Genomic DNA, 18304 nt, shown 5'->3' on the forward strand with positions numbered 1-18304 from the left:
GTATCACTGTTCATGGAAGTTTCCTTTTTGCTGAAGCTGCTTGATGCGGAGTGGAAGTTCAACTTCCGGTGCATCAGGATGTAAAAGCCAGGTTGCTGCATAATGTGTCGGACTTACTTTGAAAAATGGCGGTTCTCTTTCAAAATCTATCTCCATAGCATATTTATTTCTTGGAGCAAAGGCATCTCCTTCCGGTGGAAACCTCATGTCTGGTGGTGTTCCCGGAATAGACTCAAGACGGTTATCAGAATCCGGGTCTGGAATACTTGAAAGTAAAGCCCAGGTGTAAGGATGTTTTGAATTGTAGAAAATTTCCCGGCTGGTTCCGTATTCAACAATTTTTCCGGCATACATTACTGCAACAGAATCAGCAACATTTGCAACAACTCCTAAATCATGGGTAATAAAAATAACGCTCATGTTTCTTTCTTTTTTAAGACGTTTTATTGTCTGAAGAATCTGTGATTGAATTGTAACGTCCAGAGCTGTGGTTGGTTCATCACAGATGAGAATTTCTGGATTTGAGGAAATTGCAATTGCGATAACGATGCGTTGTCTCATTCCTCCGGAAAATTCAAAGGGATATTGATTGAATCTTTTTTCGGGTTCAGGGATTCCTACTTCCGTCATGATGGAAATTGCTTTTTGATAAGCTTCTTTTTTAGAAATTTTCTGAAAGTTTTTCTTTGCGTTGATTATGATAGCTTCTGTTATTTGCTTTCCGATTTTCACAATAGGATCAAGGGAAGACATCGGGTCCTGAAATATCATGGCGATTTTATTGCCGCGTATTTTATTAAAATCTTTTTCTGAGAATTTTAATAAGTTTTCGTTTTCGAAAATAATTTCACCCTGGGGAATTTCTGCGTTGGGAGATTCTATTCCAAGAATTGCTTTTGAGGTAACGCTTTTACCGCTGCCGCTTTCTCCGACAATTGCAAGTGTCTGTCCTTTGAAAAGGTCAAAGCTTATGTTGCGGACTGCGTGTACTGTGCCGGAATTTGTGCGGAAATTTACAGTAAGATTTTTTACGCTGAGGATTACTTCGTTCATTTTTCGCTTCCTCTTAAAACCGGGTTGAAGGCATCTCTGAGTCCGTTTCCAAATTCATTAAAACAGATGAGGAGAATAGATATGAAGGCTGCCGGAAAGAATACGCAGTGAGGATGAATGGAAAGTGCGTCCTGTGCACCGTTGAGCATTGTTCCGACAGAAGTCATTGTGTCACTTTGAAGATTTACAATACCAAGGTAAGTAAGGTTTGCTTCAGAAAAAATTACTCCTGGAATTGTAAGAACGCTTGTTGTGATGATGAAGCCGATTGCATTCGGGAAGATATGTCTGAAAATCAGACGAAAATCCTTTGCACCTAAAGTGCGGCTTGCCATTACGTATTCCTGACCTTTGTAACGGTAGAACTGTGCACGGACAGTTGAGGAAGTTCCAATCCATCCGAAGAAAATAAATGCAACGAACATTGAAAAAACCGGTCCTGCTTTTTTTGCAAAATATAACTGGAACAGTGTCATTAAAATTACGGAAGGTATCTGATATAAAATTTCTTTAATACGTTCTGCAATCAAATCAAAAGTTCCGCCGTAGTATCCTTCAAGAGAGCCAATGATGATTCCTAAAAATAAATTTATGGCAGCAACACAAATACTTAATAAAAGAGAAAGTCTTGCTCCATAAGCAAGTCTTGTAAAAATATCGTAGCCTGCATTATCTGCGCCAAAAAGGAAGGAAGCGTATTTATTATTTTGATATCTGTACCATTCTTTATAAAGAACTCTGGTTTCAAACTGTGTTCCGTCCATTCTGGAGATAAACATTGCCGGTGAGGAAGAATTATTTTCATAAAGAAAAATATCTTTTACTTTTTCACTATCATCTTTAAGGGCAAACCCATGATCATCTGTTAAGAACCATGCATTCTGATCATTTTTGTAGACAGGACTTTTAATTTTCTTGCGGTCGATAATCGGATAGAAAAGCTGTCTGCCGGTTTCTTTTTCGTAGTTTAAGGCTGCTTCATATTCTTCTTTTGTGAGAAGTTTTTTTATCCAGCCGACTTTTGCATAATCATCAATTTTTACTTTGAACCATTTTTGCGGGCGGTTTGCAATGCTGTAAGTTTTTGTTCCGTAAAATTTTTTTACAGCTCCAGGAATATTATTCAGATAATCGAAAGTCTGTTCATTGACTTCTGTAATAGAGCATCCGTTCCAGAAAGCGGTGTTTTCAAATAATGAACATTTTGGAGATGCGTATGCGTAGTAGCCGTCTTTATCAGAAATCTTATATGAAGAAAAAACAGGGGCAAAAACTGCATATAAAATTAAAGCGATGATTATAAAAAAACAGATGACGGAGCCGCGGTTTTTTGCAAAACGAATCATTGCATCCTTAAAATATCCGGTTGGTTTTGTCTGAAGTTTGCATTCACCTAAAGTATTGTTCAGCTGAACAAATTTGAATTTTGATTTATCAATTTTTATACTGCATGGATCAGTCTTATTTTCATAATTCATTTGTTTTATTTCCTCCCATGCGGATTCTAGGGTCTATAAAACCGTAGCTAAGGTCAAAGAGTATTCCTGCAGCAAGACCGATGGAAATGTAAAACATGGAACACATCATGAAGACGCTGTAGTCTTTTTGCGAAATAGAAAGAATGTAAGTTTTTCCGATTCCAGGTACGGCAAAAATCTGTTCGATAATCATACTGCCTGCAATTACGTAAAGAAAATCTGCCAGGTACGTAGGGATGAGCGGTACAAGAGAATTGCGCAGTGCATGTCTTACAGTCGCCTGCTTTTTAGACAGGCCTTTTGTTACTGCAAGGAGCATGTATTCACTGGTAAGGGATTCTGTAAGTTCAGCCCTGATGAGACGCATCTGTCCGGCAATAGGACCAAAAGAGAGGGCTAGAACAGGAAGTATGGCACTGTGAAACATTGTCCAGGAAAACCAGTCATTGCCGGAAGCAAGAACAAGAGGACACAGATTCAGTTTAAAACCTATAAAATACTGGAGAAGAAATGCATAAACAAAAGAAGGTACAGATATAAAGAACATAATGAAAACCTGAATTATGTGATCAGGCCATTTGTTTTTGTAGACTGCAGCTGTTATTCCAAAAATAAGTCCTAAAGGAATAGAAATAATAAGGGAAAAAACGTTTATGTATATGGTTGCAGGAAGTTTTGACATGAGATATTCATCAACAGGCTGTAAAAAAGAGCCCATTGTCGTACAGAATCCCCAGTCCCACTTTGTAAACACATTTTTTAGAAAAATTGCATATTGAACCAGAACCGGTTTGTTGTAGCCCCAGGCCTGCCTCATGTCAGAGAGGGCTTTGTCATATCCGCCCTGTACGCTTTCTACCTGATTTGGAAGCAGGCGGATCAGTATAAAGAGCATGGTCATAATTATAAAAAGGCTTAAAACCAGCAGAGCTATTCGTTTTAAAACATATTTCAGCATATATGAATTTTCGGCATTATTTTAAAATGCTGAATGCATAATTAAGGGACAAATAAGCAAATTCTATGTGAAAATAATAAAAAAAAATTGAAAAGATAAAACAAATTATGTATAATCATTTAATATAATTTGGAGGAAATAATGGATTTTATCGAAACATTGTTTAACAAAGTAACAGACTTCCTTAAATCACAGATTGGTGTATTTGTAGGTCTTGGTCTTGCAGGTGTAGGATTCATTCTTGGATTCTTTGGTTCTTGCGCATTCCTTGGTGTTGCACTTGGTGCACTTGGTCTTCTTGTTGGTGCATATCTTCGCAATGCAGGAACAAAAACTCCTTTTACAGCTCTTACAGTAACACTTGGTGTACTTGCTGTATTCCTTGGAACACTTATCGGTGGTTTCTCTGGTGAATCAAAGAAATCTGTTTACCTTAAGTTTAACGAATATGCTTCATCAAATAAATATTATGAAGAAAGAGAGATTGCTGATGCAGAACTTAATGTTAAGGTAACGCTTTATAATGATGAAAATAAAATCTCTGACTCTCTTAAGGAAAAAATAAGTAAAAAAGTTGAAAAGATCAATAAAAAGCTTCCGGAAAGCCTTAGAGGTCGTTCCTGGTAATATTTTCTTGAAATAAGAAAAAGGGGGTTGTCTGGTATTTTTTTATGCCGGACAGCCCCAATTTTTTTGTCTGTTTTATTTACAAAATTCCTTAATTTCTTCCATATACATGTTGATTGCATTCTGCCAGAAATCTTTTTTTGTAATATCAAACCCTGCCTGAAGGCACAGATTTTCACAGGACATACTGCCGGTATTGCTCAAAATAGTACAATATTTTTCTGCAAAAGATGTTCCTTCTTTTTTGTAAAGGGCATATAATCCGCTGGCAAACAGCTGTCCGAAGGCATAAGGGTAGTTATAAAAATCAAAATCCGTTGAATAATAATGACTTTTAACAGCCCACATGTATTCGTGGCGTTCTTCATTTAATCCGTCACCGTAGCTGCGTTCCTGTGCATCTTTCATCAGCTGGCAGAAATCGTCTGCATTGAGTTCTCCTTCTGAACGTTTTTCAAATACACTCTGTTCAAAATAAAATCTGCAGAGGATATCTACGAGTACCTGACTTGCATCCTGTAAATCTGTTTCTATCATTTTGAGTTTATCTTCATCAGAACAGGTTGCAATCATATCCTGCTTTACGATTGTTTCTGCAAAAGTGCTTGCTGTTTCTGCCAGTGTCATCGGATAAGAAAAGAAAGCTGCTGGTTTATTTTTCATGCAGCTGAAGTGGAAAGCGTGTCCCAGTTCATGAGCAAGAGTTATGATGTCGCTGAAAGTTCCGGTAAAGTTTGTAAGGATGCGGCTCTGGTGTCCTTTTGGAAAATCTTCATCGTAAGCACCACCGACTTTTCCTGGACGAACTTTTGCATCAATCCATCCTGATTCAAAGGCCTGTTTTGCAAAATCTCCCATCTTTTTAGAAAAGGAATTGTATTCTTTTATGATATATTCTTTTGCGTCAGAAAAGGACCATTCTTTTGTAAGAAGAGAATTTTCTGTTCCTGTACTGGAGGAATTTTTTGAAGGAAGCGGAGCAAATAAATCGTAGAAAGCGATTCCTTTTTGAGAAGAAGTACTTGCTGTCGTGCCTGCTTCTTTAAGAAGCTGAGCTTTTTTCTGCCAGTATTTTCTCCATTCCGGAAGACTGTCTTCGATAACGGAAATCATTGCTTCAAGAGTTTTGCGGGAAAGACGGCTGGTAAAAAGGGAACGGTCCAGGGCTGTGTTCCAGCGGCGGCGTTTATTTAAAGAAACAGTTTCTCCTTTTAAATTGTTAAGGGCTGCGGCAATGGCAATTCTGTTTTGAGAAAGAAGATTTATTTCTTTAGCCCAGGCTTCTTTGCGTACTGCAGGATCATTAGAAAAAGCATCGTTTCTTATTTCGTTAAAAGTTTTGCCGTTTTCGTCATGGAGATTGGAAATAATCTGTTCCTGTAAAAGTCCCCAGGCATTTCCTCCTGTGCGGGAAAGTTCTCCTGCAAGTTTTTCTTCTGCCGGTGACATAAGGTGTTTTGATTCTTCAAGAATTTCTTCAAGAAGGAATTTGTATTCGGCATATTCAGGAAAGCGATTGTAAAACTCTTCAAGATAAATCTGATGAGATACGAGTATTGCAGAAAATTTTATTTCCAGCTGATGAATGTTATTTTTTAATTCATCGATTTTTGAAAGATTATTTATATATTCAGTGTTTGTTGTATCTGTTGAATATACAATGTAAGCGTAGGCAGAAAGAGTTTGTGCACTGGCGATAAGTTTGTCTTCTGTTTCAAGATAAGTTTTAAGCCACTGTGCAAAATCAAAATTAGAATTTGCTTCCCGGGTAAAACGGTCTGCTGTTTCTAAAAATTCTTCACAGGTTTTTCTTAAAGTCTCTGTTTCGTTAACGGCTGCTTTATATTCAGCGGAATCAATTGAAGCAAAAAGACTGTCCAGATTCCAGAGCGGAATGTTATTTAAATCGTTTGTATTCATACGAATATTTTATTGATTTTAAGATGCAATTACAATTTGTGTAAAACATGATACACTTGAGGACAACGGAGATATTTAATGAAAAAAATTTATTCTGATACACGTGAACTTGATAAAGCAGCCCGCAGCACATTTGGACTTACAGAAGATATTATGATGGAAAATGCAGCTGCTGCAATGGAAAAAGAAATCTCTGATTATATAAAAAAATGCAATGGTCCTTTTTTATCACGGCCGACAGTTTTAGTTTTATGCGGCGGTGGAAATAACGGAGGTGACGGATATGCACTTGCCCGCCGGCTTATTTCTCATGATGTTTCTGTAACGGTTTGTGAAGTTCTTGAAGCAAAGAGTGAAATGTGTATTTTGCAGAAAGAGCGTGCAAAAAAAAGTGGAGTTCATTTTATAAGTTTTTATGAACTGGATGATTTTTTAACGGAAACAAGTTTTGATTTAAAAGCTGTAGCTGACTGTATTTTTGGAAGCGGGTTTCATGGTGAACTTCCGGTGCAGGCAAAAGCTGTTCTTGATGCTGTAAATAAAGAAAAGGGTCTGCTGAAACTTGCCTGTGATATTCCTTCAGGAATTTATTTTAAAGCAGACGTAACGGTTACTATGGGTGCATTAAAAACACAGCTCTTTACGGACCGTTCAAAAGATATGTGCGGAAAAATAAAAGTTGCAGATCTTGGAATCAGCAGAAGTTCTTTTGAAAACTGTCCGTCGGTACAGCCGGAAGCATTTTTGCTTGAAGAATCAGATCTTGTTCTTCCGATTAGAGAAAAACAGAATGTGCATAAAGGAACCTTCGGTCATACGGTAATTTACAGTGGAGAAAAAACCGGAGCTTCCGTAATTGTAGGAACTGCCGCATTAAATTTTGGAAGCGGTCTTGTAAGTCTTGTGGATAAAACCGACGGTCTTGAAAATAAAAACATTCCTTATGAACTTATGACGGGAAAACAGCTGCCGGAAAATACTACAGCAGTTGCACTGGGAATGGGGCTTGGTATAAATAATGACTGCGGAAATGAATACCTTGAAACCCTGATTGAAAATAAAAATATTGCTGCTGTGCTTGATGCCGACATTCTTTCTGGAGAAAAGTTTTCTGAAAAATTAAAGGAACTTTTATACAGTCGCCGCGGACTTGATAATTTAATACTTACTCCGCATCCTAAAGAATTTGCAAACATGATGAAACATCTTGGGCTTGGAGAATATGAAGCAGCTGATGTTGTGGAAAACAAGCTTGAATGTGCAAAAAAGTTCTGTAGTGAATTTGAAGGCGTTACTTTGATTTTGAAAGGTGCCGATGTTGTTATTGCTCAGAAAAATCCTTCTGAAGAAAATGTCAGGATTTATGTGAATGTGTTCGGCACCGCTGCTCTTGCAAAGGCAGGGAGCGGAGATGTTCTTGGGGGATTCGCGGCGGCGCTTCTTGCCCAGCATAAAAATTCTCTGGGGAGTGCAGTTCATGCTTCCCTGGCACATGCCCTGGCTTCTCAAAAGTGCAGTGTGAATTTTTCGCTTACTCCATTTGAACTGATTTCGTACTTAAAGCAGATTTAAATAAAAATAAACCTCAATTTATGTACAGGCTGTGATTACTCATGTAGAATGTCAGTTGATGAAAAAACAAATTTACATTTTTGTGTTGATGGCAGCAGCTCAGTTGAGTCATGCACATCAGAATGTAAACGATCTGCTTGAAGGGTATTTGAAAAACGATTTGGATTTACAAAAGTTGACGAGTCAGGTGCAGCAGAAGTTATTAACAAAAAAATCAACGGCTGTTTCAAACGGAATTTCTGTACAGCTTTCTACAGGTACGGTTACGATTACCGGCGGAGATTCAACTCAGATAGAATTTTCTCCGGAACTTGAAGTAAAAATTCCTCAGGCAGAAAACTTAACCTTAAGTGCTTTTACATCAGTTTCTGTTTCTTCAGATGAAGATTCAAAAACTTTTACGTCTACAAGTTTAAGTCTTGCGGCAGATATTTATTCCGGTGCCGGTGAAGAAAGAAAAATAACACTGCTTGAAGCAGAGCGGGATTATCTTGAAACCAGACGTTCCCTTCAGAATGGTTTTTTAGAAACAGAAACAGAGTTTTATGAATCATTAAAATCTCTTTATGAAATTGCTTCTCAGATTGTAAGTGCAGAAAAAAGTCTTTATGAAGACACAATCGATTTTGAAAAAATAAAAGCTCAGGGGTACAGTACCGGTTCTACAACGTACAGACTTGCGCAGTCAGAAGTAAAAACTGATGAACATAATGTTGAAGTTTACAGACATAAGCTTGAGCGGGAAGTAAAGATTTTTGCTTCAAAGTGCGGAACTTCTTATGATGAAAAAAATGCGCTGGATTTTCTTCCGTCAGAAATAATGTCTGTTGAACCGGTGAATGTGGATTCATTTAAAAAAGAAAATTACGTAAAAATAGAAAATGCTGTCTGGACAAATTACATAAATGAATTGAAACGAAAAGCTGACAAGACTCACACATTAAAAGGTTCTGCCGGATATACTTTTGATAATAAAGTTTCAGGTTCAAATTCAACAGAGAATAAATATGCAGATACGGTAGATGCTTCTCTTTCTTATACATGGGATTCCACGGCTTTGACTGCTACGGCTGGTGTTTCTGTTCCTGTAGATTCCGGCAATCCGATTTATAAACTTGGTCTTAGTTTTAATCCGAGCCAGTTTATAATTTCTAAACTTCAGAAACTTTCTGATGAGGAAGCTGCAAAGATAGAAGAGCTTGCCGTAAAGAGTGCTCACAGTGATTATGAAACGGCTGTAATTTCTCAACGGACTTCTGCTGCAGATATTCTATGGGATAAAAGTGTTCTTGAAGAAAATTATGACATGTATGTTACTTTGGAAAAAGATACGGCGTTGTATTTAAAGCGTGGAATTATTTCTGAAAGTGAATATAAGTCTGCACAGGTAAATAAAGAAAATTACAGAATAAAACTTTTGATAAATGCACTTGAACTTATCATTTACAATAATGAAACAAAAGTTTTGTTTGTTCGGGATGAAGAATTGTAATGAGATGTAATGAATCGTAATGAATTGCAAGGTGGGGAATCATAAATGAAAAGAAAACAGAAAATTAAAATAGCTGTATTTTCTATGGCAGGACTTGCCGCAGTAATTGTTGTTTTGTTTGCAGCACGTTCTTTTCTTGCTGAAGATGATATAAGTAATGTTACATATAGAGTAAGGCAGGAAAAATATGAAAATGTAATTGATGTTGCCGGGGTTGTTTCTGCAGCACAGGAACAGACTTTGCAGGCACTTTCTGACGGAACTGTTGTTGGGGTTTTTGTTAAGCAGGGAGATCATGTAAAAAAAGGCGATATTATCATTCAGCTGGATGATACGACACAGCAGTATAATCTTGCCAAACATGATTATGAAATGGAAACTACCCGTATCAGCGGTTCAAAAAAAGAGCTGGCGTTAAAAGAAACGGAGAGGCTTTCTCTAGTTCAGAAAATTGCAGAAAGAAAAGTAATGGCAACTTTTGACGGAATAATTGCAGATATTGATGTTGCTGTTGGAGATTCACTTGAAGCAAAAGATTCTGTAGGAACTCTTGTTGATGTTTCTTATCTTCTTGCAGATGTTGAAATTGCAGAAACTGATGTATCGAAACTTTCTGTAGGCCAGACGGTTGAGTTTACGTTTCCGGCACATTCAGGTTTGATAACCGGTTATGTTGTAGGATGGCCTGCTATTGGCGAAGTAACAAGCCGTGGTGCGACTGTCGTAAATGCAAAGCTGAGAATTGATTCACCTTATCCTGAAGAGATTCTTCCAAATTTTTCTTTCAGCGGAAAAATAAAAATTTCACCTGATGAGAATTTTCTTATCGTAGAAAAATATGCTGTTGCCCGTGACGGTAAAGAAGCTTATGTCGTAAAAAAATCTTCTGATGAAAAAATAAAAGTTACTGTTCGTCCTTATGATGTTGAATACGTAAGGATTGAAAGCGGTGACATAAAAGCCGGAGATATTCTTAAGGCTCAGAGTTCTGCAGAAAAATCCGGACAGCAGCGCGGCATGAACATGAAAAATAAGAACAGTAAAAATAATACAAATACGAAAAATAGTCCTGGTGCAGGCGGTCCTCCGCCGGGAGGATTCTAGTGGAAGACTCTGTAATAACTCTGGAACATGTTAAGCGCAGTTACATAATGGGAGAAACGGAAGTAAAAGCTCTTCGTGATGTTTCCTTTGACATTAAGCAGGGAGAGTTTGTAACGATAATGGGGCCTTCCGGTTCCGGTAAATCTACCTGCATGAATATGATTGGCTGTCTGGACAGACCTACTGACGGAATTGTAAAGATTAACGGAAAAGAAACTGCCCGCATGTCAGAAAAGGAACTGGCTGTGCTTCGTAATCAGACTGTGGGTTTTGTTTTTCAACAGTATTTTTTATTGCCGGCTATGACTGTTTTAGAAAATGTAATGCTTCCTTTGCGTTATGCTGGTATTGAACATCATGACAGAATAATTCTTGCGGAAGAAGCGCTGGGTAAAGTCGGTTTGTCTGACAGGCTTCATCATCATCCAAGTGAACTTTCCGGTGGTCAGAAGCAGCGTGTTGCAATTGCGCGGGCAACTGTTACAAAACCAAAAATAATTCTTGCAGATGAACCGACTGGAGCTTTGGACAGCGAAACCGGTAAATCTGTAATGAAATTATTCTGGGAAGTAAATAAAACCGGAACAACAGTTGTAATAGTAACTCATGATCCTCGTGTAGGGGCTGCATCAAAAAGATGCATTAGAATTTTTGACGGACTTATTCAGCAGGATTCACTTCAGGATCCTCAGGAGCTGTAAAGTGCTGGAAGATTTTATAAACGCTTTTTCAAATTTTAAACGGAATAAAATACGAACATTTCTTTCTCTTCTTGGAATAATTATTGGTGTAGCATCAGTAATTGTAATTATGAGTATGGGTTCAAGTTCAACAAAACAGGTCCAGGATACTTTTGGTTCCAACGGTCTTGATATGGTAAGCGTTTCTTCTGGTTTTAAAAGACGAATGAGGGAAGCGATTTCTCTTCAGTTTAATGAATCTTTTAGAGAAACAATGTTTGGTCAGATCGAAAACATAAAAAAAATCTGGTACAAAAATACCTGCAGCATGACTGTATCTTACGGAGATACCAGTGTTTCGATTACTGCAACTGCTGTTGAAACTGATTATCTTCAGGAATACGGATTAAAGCTTGAAAGCGGAAATTATTTTTCTGTAACGGATAATGTTATGGGAACTCAGAAAATAATTCTCGGAAGTGAAATTGCTTCTTCTCTTTTTCCAAACGGTGATGCTGTAGGAAAAATAGTCAATGTTGTTGTCAGTAAAGTTTCATTCAGTTTTACTGTCTGCGGGGTATTAAAGGAACAGACTTCCGGAATGGAAAATACAACGACCGGCTGTTATATAATCCGGGGATTTTATTCAAAAAAGATAAAGGCAAATCCTGAAGCAAGTACGATTATGGTTCAGGCTGTATCAACGGAAAAAGCAACGGAACTCGTAACGACAATTACAGAGTATTGTGAACAGGTCAGCGGAACGGAAGGCTCGGTAAACGTAACTTCAATGCAGACAATTATTGAACAGATAAGTTCCATAACAAATACAATGAGCATCATGCTTTCTGCAATTGCTGCAATTTCTCTTTTAGTCGGCGGAATCGGAATCATGAACATAATGATTGTAACAGTAACGGAACGTCGTCAGGAGATAGGAATTCGTAAAGCGCTGGGGGCAAGTCCGGCAGTGATAAGGCAGCAGTTTCTGATTGAATCTGCAAGCATTACTTTAATGGGCGGTACTATCGGAATTATTCTTGGAATTCTTTTAAGTATTGCAGTTGAATTTGTAAGATCCCTTTCTTTTATAATCAGCTGGCAGTCCTGCATAATTGCCTTTGTATTTTCAGTTTTTGTAGGAATCTTTTTTGGATTAAGTCCTGCTTCCCGTGCAGCAAAGCTTGATCCGGTTGCAGCTCTTGCATGAAATGTCACAGGCAAAAAAAATGGGGATGACCAATAAGTAGCGTTCAGCATGAGTCATTGCCGTGCTCGACACCCTGTCATTGCCGCACTTGATGCGGCAATCTCATGCAGGGGGATTTTCGGATCGAGCCCGAAAATGACACTTTTTGACCGAAAATGACATTTTTTGAACTTTTTGGACAGCCCCTTTTATTCTGAACCGATAAAAAATTTTAAATCAGTTATCAGCTTCCGATAGAACCTTTTGTTGAAGGAACTTCACCATTACGTCTCGGATCTATTTCAACAGCGCTTCTTATGGCACGGGAAGCTGCTTTAAATAATCCTTCCATTTTGTGATGATCACTTCTTCCGCGGATTGTATCAAGATGAAGATTGCATTTTGCATTTGCAGTAAATCCCTGCCAGAAATCTTCAAAGCAGTCTGTCTGAAAACTTGCTTCTGTTCCGTCTGGAGAAATTGAAACCAGAGGAATATTAGTAAGGTTTGCATTGCAGACTAAGAAAGATCTTCCTCCAAAATCAACGCTGGCCTGAAGAAGAGCTTCATCCATAGGATAAATAAAGAAACCGCTGCGGTTAATTCCTGCACAGTCACCAAGGGCTTTTGCAAAACAAAGTCCAAGAACAATGCCTGTATCTTCAATAAGGTGATGCTGGTCTACATGCAGGTCTCCTTTAAGTTCACCTGTCAGATCAAACATTCCGTGTTTGCAAAAAGAGCGGAGCATGTGATCAAAAAAACCAATAGGATTTTTAACATCGCATTTTCCTGTTCCGTCGAGATTCAGGGTAAGCTTAATTTGTGTTTCTGAAGTATTTCTTTCGATTGTGGCAGTGCGCATAATTTTCTCCAATCTGCATTTATTCCGTTTAACTTTGGAATGAATTTATAATACAACTTTTTTTTTATATTGTCAGCGACATTGTAAAATGAGATACTGTTGAACATGACGACAAAAGAAAAAGTACTGAATGAATTGAATAATAAATCTGAACCTGTCAGCGGAGAGTATCTTGCAAAAATCTGTGGAGTAAGCAGGGCTGCTGTGTGGAAGGCAATTAATTCTTTAAGGGAAGCCGGTGTCTGCATTAACGGAACTACTAACGGCGGTTACATGATTGAAGGTCAGGCGGATATTTTTTCTTTAGAAACAGTCAGGCGTGAATTTGAATCAGCATTCCCGCAATTTTCAGAAAGTCATATTGAATGTTTTAATGAGATAGATTCAACAAATACCTATGCAAAAAGATTATTGTCTCAATGTGCTTCTCTTAGAAATGAAAAGGGAGAACTTACTGCTGATGGAAAAAAGTATAATAATTCAATTATTGTTGCAGAATCCCAGACTGCAGGAAGGGGACGTTCCGGCAGAACTTTTGTTTCTCCAAAAAAAACCGGTATTTATCTTTCTGTAATTGTTATGCCTGAAGGCGGTGTAAAGAATCCGGCTCGTATAACGGCATTCAGTGCGGTGGCAGTCTGTCGTGCAATAGAAAAACTTTATGGTGCAGAGCCTTCTATAAAATGGATAAATGATATTTTTTTGAATGGAAAAAAAGTTTCAGGAATTCTTACGGAAGGAACTGCAAATTTTGAAACAGGTATAATTGATTCAGCTATAATTGGAATTGGAATTAATATTGAACCTAATGAAGAGTTTTCAAAAAGCGGATTGAGTAAAGTTGCAGGTTCAATTATTGACGGAACAGCTGATAAAAATGATAAGAAAAATTCTGTAACTCGTGCAAAATTTGCTGCTTTTGTTGCAGGAGAAGTTTTATCTGTTTTACAGGAAGATACGGCAAGTGTTATTTCAGAATACAAAGCCCGGTCGTTTATAATTGGAAAAACTGTTGAAGTTCATACACTGGCTGACAGCGATCAGGGAATGTATAAAGCAACGGCTGTAGATATAACGGATGATGCCGCTCTTGTCGTTGAATGTTCTGATGGAAGCCGTCATACCCTTTCTTCCGGAGAAGTAACCCTAAAGTCTGATGCATTTGTTTAAGTTTTTTTGACAGTTTATGCCTTAATATGCTATATTTGTATAGCATGTTAAGGAGGACAATATGTTAGCATTACGATTAAAACCTGAATTAGAAAAAAGACTTACAAATCTTGCTTTAAAAACAGGAAGGACAAAAACTTTTTATGCAACAAAAGCTATTGAACAGCAATTAGACGAAATGGAAGATTACTATCTTGCTGAACAGTCTTATGATGAATGGATTGCTGAGGGTAAGAAAAGCTATTCTTTTGATGAGGTTTTTAATTAATGTTTGCAGTGGGATTTTCTCCAAAAGTTAAAAGACAAATTGCAAAATTGGGAGAATCGGTTAAACACTCAATAAAGACCTATTTAGAAGAAAAGATTATACCGGCAAAAAACAAAAAAGAGCTTTATGAAGCTGGTGGTACTGAATTAGTTGGCAATCTCAAAGGTTTGTGGCGCTTTAAAAGTTCGGAATTTAAAAATTATAGAATTATTGCTTATCTTGAAGATGATAAACTTGTTATTACAGTATTAGCTGTTGAAAGTCGTTCTGGTTCTTATAAAAACAAAGAAGATTTGGCAAAGAAGGCAAGAAAAGGAAAAATTGGATAAAATCTGTTTTAATGTTTAACCTCTTTTCATAAAATGTTCGTGCATTTGTTTAAGTCTTTTAACAGTTCAAGAATGTATTTTGCCTGATGGGGATTTAGTGCTTTATAATATTTTATAATTTCCTGGATAGATGCTGAATTTTTTACTTCCGGATTAAAAAAATCAGATGGAGAAATATTTAGGAATTCACAGATGTTTAAAAAAGAGGTTATTGAAATGGAAGCTTTTCCGGTTTCGATTTTGTTGATGTAACTTTCATTTTGTCCTAAAGACAGACTCATTTCTCGTGCTGAAATATGTTTTTCGTTTCTTAAAAACCGTAATCTGTCTCTAAAAAAATCTTCAGTCATATCAAACCTCTGTATAGCATTGTAAATCACAGATTTGTTGATTTATGACTTTTTAAGCTGTATACTGATTAGTGTATAGCATTATATACTCTATTAACTTAAATCTATAGCCTATGGAGAGAGGTATGAAGTTACGTTTTGTTCTGTCTGTTTTTTTAGTTACTTTTGGAATTTTTTTAGTTGGATGTAAAAGTGAAGATGAGAAAGTTGTGAAAAGTATTACGGTAACTGTCAGTGATTTGCCGAACTTGTCTCTTGATGAGAAAATTGATCTTTATGAAATAAAAGTTGTTGAAGATAGAGCAGAACCTTCTTATGATTCCAGTTTTTTTTATAAATTATCCATAATATGTTCATCGGCTTCACCTGTTAGTCTTGATTTAACTGAATTAGGTATATCTACTATAGAAAGCTCTATATCTATATTTAGAGGCTGTATAGTTTTGCAAGGTATAAAGTTACCAGATTCACTTACAACAATAGGAGGTAGTGCATTTTCTGGTTGTACAAGTTTGAAGAGTGTAGAGATACCCGATTCAGTTACAACTATAGGAATGTATACATTTTCTGGTTGTACAAGTTTGAAAAGTGTAGAAATACCTGATTCAGTTACAACTATAGGAATGTATACATTTTCTGGTTGTACGAGTTTGCAGAGCGTAGAGATACCAGATTCAGTCACAGCAATAGAACGGAGTGCATTTTATGGTTGTACAAGTTTGCAGAGCGTAGAGATACCTGATTCAGTTACAACAATAGGATCGGAAGCATTTTCTGGATGTACAAGTTTGAAAAGTGTAGAGATACCCGATTCAGTTACAACTATAGGAATGTATACATTTTCTGGTTGCACAAGTTTGAAAAGTGTAGAGATACCCGATTCAGTCACAGCAATAGGATCGGGAGCATTTTATGGTTGTACAAGTTTGAAAAGTGTAGAGATACCCGATTCAGTCACAGCAATAGAATGGAGTGCATTTTATGGTTGTACAAGTTTGCAGAGCGTAGAGATACCTGATTCAGTTACAGCAATAAAGGGAGGTGACATTCAACTTGGGTTTTACGGTGCATTTTCTGGTTGTACAAGTTTGAAGAGTGTAGAGATACCTGATTCAGTCACAGTAATAGGATCGTGTGCATTTTCTGGTTGTACAAGTTTGCAGAACGTGGAGATATCTGCTTCACTTATAACGATAGGAAAGTATGCATTTTATGGATGTACAAGTTTGAAGAGTGTATATATTCCGGCTTCTGTTATAACAATAGAACAGAATGCATTTAAGGAATGTACAAATCTTTTAAGTGTCGTTTTTGAGGATATAGAAGGGTGGTCTCCTCAAGTTTCAAATTTAGTAGAAACAACAAAGTTGTTAGTTCTTGGTTATAGTTTTACAAAGAGTTAATGTGTTATGAAAATAAATTGGCATCGTAGGAATATTTCAAAAGAAGAGTATGAATGTGCTTTTTTAAATAATAGTGTAAAAGAAGCTGCGTATAAAGAAGCAAGTGATATCCGTAAATTTGAAATAGAACTTTTCTGGAAACGGGCAGCTTTTTTCTGGGCATTTATCGTTTCTATTTATACAGCATATTACCATGTTCTTACAAAAATATATGAAAGAAAATGTGAAAACGGTACTTATTATTTACATGGAAAAATTCCTTTAATAGTCTTAAGTGGTTTAGGTCTGTTCTTTTGTGTTTCATGGTTGCTGTCTAGTAGGGGTTCAAAACACTGGCAGGAAAATTGGGAAAATCATCTCATGCTTCTGGAAGATTCGATAACTGGACCTCTTCATAAAACATATGAAGCAGGAAAAGCATTTTCTGAATCAGAATTAACAATAGCTGCAGGATGGATTGTCAGTATCTGTTCATATGGTTTATTACTTTTTGAATTCATGGAGTTTGTAAAAAGATTAAATAATGGTGTTGTATGTTTTTTTACAACATGTATTTTTGCTCTACTTGTATTTATATTGCTTATCTCCTATTCACAAATTGTAAAAGGAACGACATCTAAATCAGGAAGCATAAAATTTCAAACGCAGATTTTAGATAAATAATTATGTGTGAAATAAAGAATAATTGTATATACAGACTGGTTTTGTTTGTTGCAGGTTTTGCGGCATTGGTTTTGATTCTGTACTTTTATTTTATGGATGATGAAATGAAAAAATGTTGTGCCATTAAAGTTTTTATAATTATACTGTTTGTAGTGGTTTTTGTTTTGGCATGTTGTTTAGTTTTTTTCTTAGATTGTAATACGGAGTGTGATTATAATTCTGAAAAATTTATTCGTCAAAATAAAGGAAAAATAAAACTTGTTGTCGATAATGGGGATAATTGTTATACAGTAATATATAAAGATGAGTTTTCTGATTTGATTCAGTATATTCCTGAAGATTCAAAAATATGTATTTATGCAGATAAGTTATCTCTTTCAAAAGACGATTTAATTAAGCTTTCTAAAAAAATTAAAAACCAAAAAGTCATCTTTGTAAGAAAAAAAATATTTTGTAGATAAGCACTTAACAAGAATAGAGCTGATTCCCTCCTTTCACCCCTCCCGGACAGCAACTGCTCTGGCGGCATTGTAGGCCTGCTTGATACCTACAGAAAAAAATACAGGAAAGAGTGCGGCGTACATTTTTATTCCAGAGCGGCCTTTACGGGCAAACCAGGCTCTTTTACACTGATTCCAGTTTTTAAAAACCATGGGAATAAAACATATAAATAAAGAAAGCATATTTGTAAATGTATTTTTCTTAGAGACCGGAAGAAATTTTCTTACAGCGCCTTCAATCGTACCGACACCTTCACGAATCTGCAGCGATGTAGAAGTTCTGAAAACCAGAGAGGCACTTTGAATAATACAAAAAAGTTTTAAAAGCAGAACTGCAGTTTCAGCATTTTTAAAATTAACGGCGGCAGCATATTTAACGCTCAAATACATCTGTCTGTAAAATTCCTCTGAAGAAAAATAAGCAGAAATCCATCTGGCAATAAAACCAGTAGAATATAAAAGCACTGCATAAAAAATTATCGGAGAAAAATCTTTAAGCTGTTCTTTTAAAGTAAAATGCAGATAACAGCAGAGAATAAATTGAAGAACTAAAAAAAGCACGGCAATATAAAAATGCGATTTAAAAATAAAAACATTAAACAGCGGAATAAAAAGTATTTTGCACCATGCCGGCATTTTATGTAAAAAAGAATTTCCGGTTTTATAATTAAAAGGCATTATTT

19 protein-coding genes are annotated in these 18304 nt (G+C 36.5%); 12 read left to right on the top strand and 7 right to left on the bottom strand.

The window, feature by feature from the left end:
• Window positions 1-3: 3 nt before the first annotated feature.
• The 3 genes from HNP77_RS06400 to HNP77_RS06410 are packed head-to-tail and all read right to left on the bottom strand — an operon-like array spanning window position 4 to window position 3489.
• Window positions 4-1053 carry an ABC transporter ATP-binding protein gene (locus HNP77_RS06400; protein ID WP_184652348.1) on the bottom strand — a complete coding sequence of 350 codons (1050 nt, stop codon included), beginning with the start codon at window positions 1051-1053 and terminating at the stop codon, window positions 4-6.
• Window positions 1050-2531: an ABC transporter permease gene (locus HNP77_RS06405; protein ID WP_184652349.1), complete on the bottom strand. Its 1482-nt coding sequence runs from the start codon at window positions 2529-2531 to the stop codon at window positions 1050-1052. Before HNP77_RS06405 ends, HNP77_RS06400 begins: the two co-directional genes overlap by 4 nt.
• Window positions 2521-3489, bottom strand: coding sequence for an ABC transporter permease (locus tag HNP77_RS06410; RefSeq protein ID WP_221266531.1), 969 nt, complete (start codon window positions 3487-3489; stop codon window positions 2521-2523). Before HNP77_RS06410 ends, HNP77_RS06405 begins: the two co-directional genes overlap by 11 nt.
• 141 nt (window positions 3490-3630) lie before the next feature.
• Here HNP77_RS06410 and HNP77_RS06415 point away from each other — a divergent pair, with 141 nt between their 5' ends.
• Window positions 3631-4116 (top strand): hypothetical protein, encoded by a 486-nt coding sequence (locus tag HNP77_RS06415; protein WP_184652351.1) that lies wholly within the window; start codon window positions 3631-3633, stop codon window positions 4114-4116.
• A 75-nt stretch (window positions 4117-4191) separates the two neighbouring features.
• Here HNP77_RS06415 and HNP77_RS06420 read toward each other — a convergent pair whose 3' ends face one another.
• Entirely contained in the window at window positions 4192-6036 is a 1845-nt protein-coding gene (locus HNP77_RS06420; protein WP_184652352.1) for a M3 family oligoendopeptidase, read from the bottom strand.
• Window positions 6037-6114: 78 nt separating this feature from the next.
• Between HNP77_RS06420 and HNP77_RS06425 the strand changes: the two genes are divergently transcribed.
• Genes HNP77_RS06425 through HNP77_RS06445 form a run of 5 tightly spaced genes read left to right on the top strand, consistent with a single transcriptional unit; the run spans window position 6115 to window position 12094 of the window.
• Entirely contained in the window at window positions 6115-7608 is a 1494-nt protein-coding gene (locus tag HNP77_RS06425; protein ID WP_184652353.1) for an NAD(P)H-hydrate dehydratase, read from the top strand.
• Between the two features lie 58 nt (window positions 7609-7666).
• The gene (locus HNP77_RS06430; protein ID WP_184652354.1) at window positions 7667-9100 is read left to right on the top strand and encodes a hypothetical protein; all 1434 of its coding nucleotides are present in this window, start codon (window positions 7667-7669) and stop codon (window positions 9098-9100) included.
• A 45-nt stretch (window positions 9101-9145) separates the two neighbouring features.
• On the top strand, window positions 9146-10204 hold the full coding sequence (locus tag HNP77_RS06435; protein WP_184652355.1) for an efflux RND transporter periplasmic adaptor subunit: 1059 nt from the start codon (window positions 9146-9148) through the stop codon (window positions 10202-10204).
• A gap of 47 nt (window positions 10205-10251) precedes the next feature.
• Window positions 10252-10905, top strand: coding sequence for an ABC transporter ATP-binding protein (locus HNP77_RS06440; protein ID WP_221266561.1), 654 nt, complete (start codon window positions 10252-10254; stop codon window positions 10903-10905).
• A gap of 1 nt (window position 10906) precedes the next feature.
• Window positions 10907-12094, top strand: a complete 1188-nt coding sequence (locus HNP77_RS06445) for an ABC transporter permease (protein ID WP_184652357.1) — start codon at window positions 10907-10909, stop codon at window positions 12092-12094.
• 223 nt (window positions 12095-12317) lie between these two features.
• Here the strand turns inward: HNP77_RS06445 and HNP77_RS06450 are convergent, their stop codons facing one another.
• Complete coding sequence (locus HNP77_RS06450; RefSeq protein WP_184652358.1) at window positions 12318-12938, bottom strand: imidazoleglycerol-phosphate dehydratase; 621 nt, start codon at window positions 12936-12938, stop codon at window positions 12318-12320.
• A 105-nt stretch (window positions 12939-13043) separates the two neighbouring features.
• Between HNP77_RS06450 and HNP77_RS06455 the strand changes: the two genes are divergently transcribed.
• From HNP77_RS06455 to HNP77_RS06465, 3 genes are all read left to right on the top strand, one after another.
• Window positions 13044-14108, top strand: coding sequence for a biotin--[acetyl-CoA-carboxylase] ligase (locus HNP77_RS06455; RefSeq protein WP_184652359.1), 1065 nt, complete (start codon window positions 13044-13046; stop codon window positions 14106-14108).
• Between the two features lie 61 nt (window positions 14109-14169).
• A complete protein-coding gene (gene relB, locus HNP77_RS06460) occupies window positions 14170-14376 on the top strand; it encodes a type II toxin-antitoxin system RelB family antitoxin (protein WP_184652360.1) in 207 nt (68 codons plus the stop codon).
• Window positions 14376-14705, top strand: coding sequence for a type II toxin-antitoxin system RelE family toxin (locus tag HNP77_RS06465; protein WP_184652361.1), 330 nt, complete (start codon window positions 14376-14378; stop codon window positions 14703-14705). The genes relB and HNP77_RS06465 overlap by 1 nt, the downstream gene beginning before the upstream one ends.
• Before the next feature lie 26 nt (window positions 14706-14731).
• On the opposite strand, the gene HNP77_RS06470 is transcribed toward HNP77_RS06465, so the two are convergent.
• Window positions 14732-15055 (bottom strand): helix-turn-helix domain-containing protein, encoded by a 324-nt coding sequence (locus HNP77_RS06470; protein ID WP_184652362.1) that lies wholly within the window; start codon window positions 15053-15055, stop codon window positions 14732-14734.
• 125 nt (window positions 15056-15180) lie between these two features.
• On the opposite strand from HNP77_RS06470, the gene HNP77_RS06475 reads away from it, so the two are divergent.
• From HNP77_RS06475 to HNP77_RS06485, 3 genes are all read left to right on the top strand, one after another.
• Window positions 15181-16458, top strand: a complete 1278-nt coding sequence (locus HNP77_RS06475) for a leucine-rich repeat domain-containing protein (RefSeq protein ID WP_184652363.1) — start codon at window positions 15181-15183, stop codon at window positions 16456-16458.
• Between the two features lie 6 nt (window positions 16459-16464).
• Window positions 16465-17121 carry a RipA family octameric membrane protein gene (locus HNP77_RS06480; protein ID WP_184652364.1) on the top strand — a complete coding sequence of 219 codons (657 nt, stop codon included), beginning with the start codon at window positions 16465-16467 and terminating at the stop codon, window positions 17119-17121.
• Window positions 17122-17213: 92 nt separating this feature from the next.
• Entirely contained in the window at window positions 17214-17582 is a 369-nt protein-coding gene (locus tag HNP77_RS06485; protein WP_184652365.1) for a hypothetical protein, read from the top strand.
• Between the two features lie 33 nt (window positions 17583-17615).
• Here the strand turns inward: HNP77_RS06485 and HNP77_RS06490 are convergent, their stop codons facing one another.
• Complete coding sequence (locus HNP77_RS06490) at window positions 17616-18299, bottom strand: energy-coupling factor transporter transmembrane component T family protein (protein ID WP_184652366.1); 684 nt, start codon at window positions 18297-18299, stop codon at window positions 17616-17618.
• Window positions 18300-18304: the final 5 nt, after the last annotated feature.

Origin of the sequence: Treponema rectale, from assembly GCF_014202035.1 — a bacterium.
Lineage (GTDB): Bacteria > Spirochaetota > Spirochaetia > Treponematales > Treponemataceae > Treponema_D > Treponema_D rectale.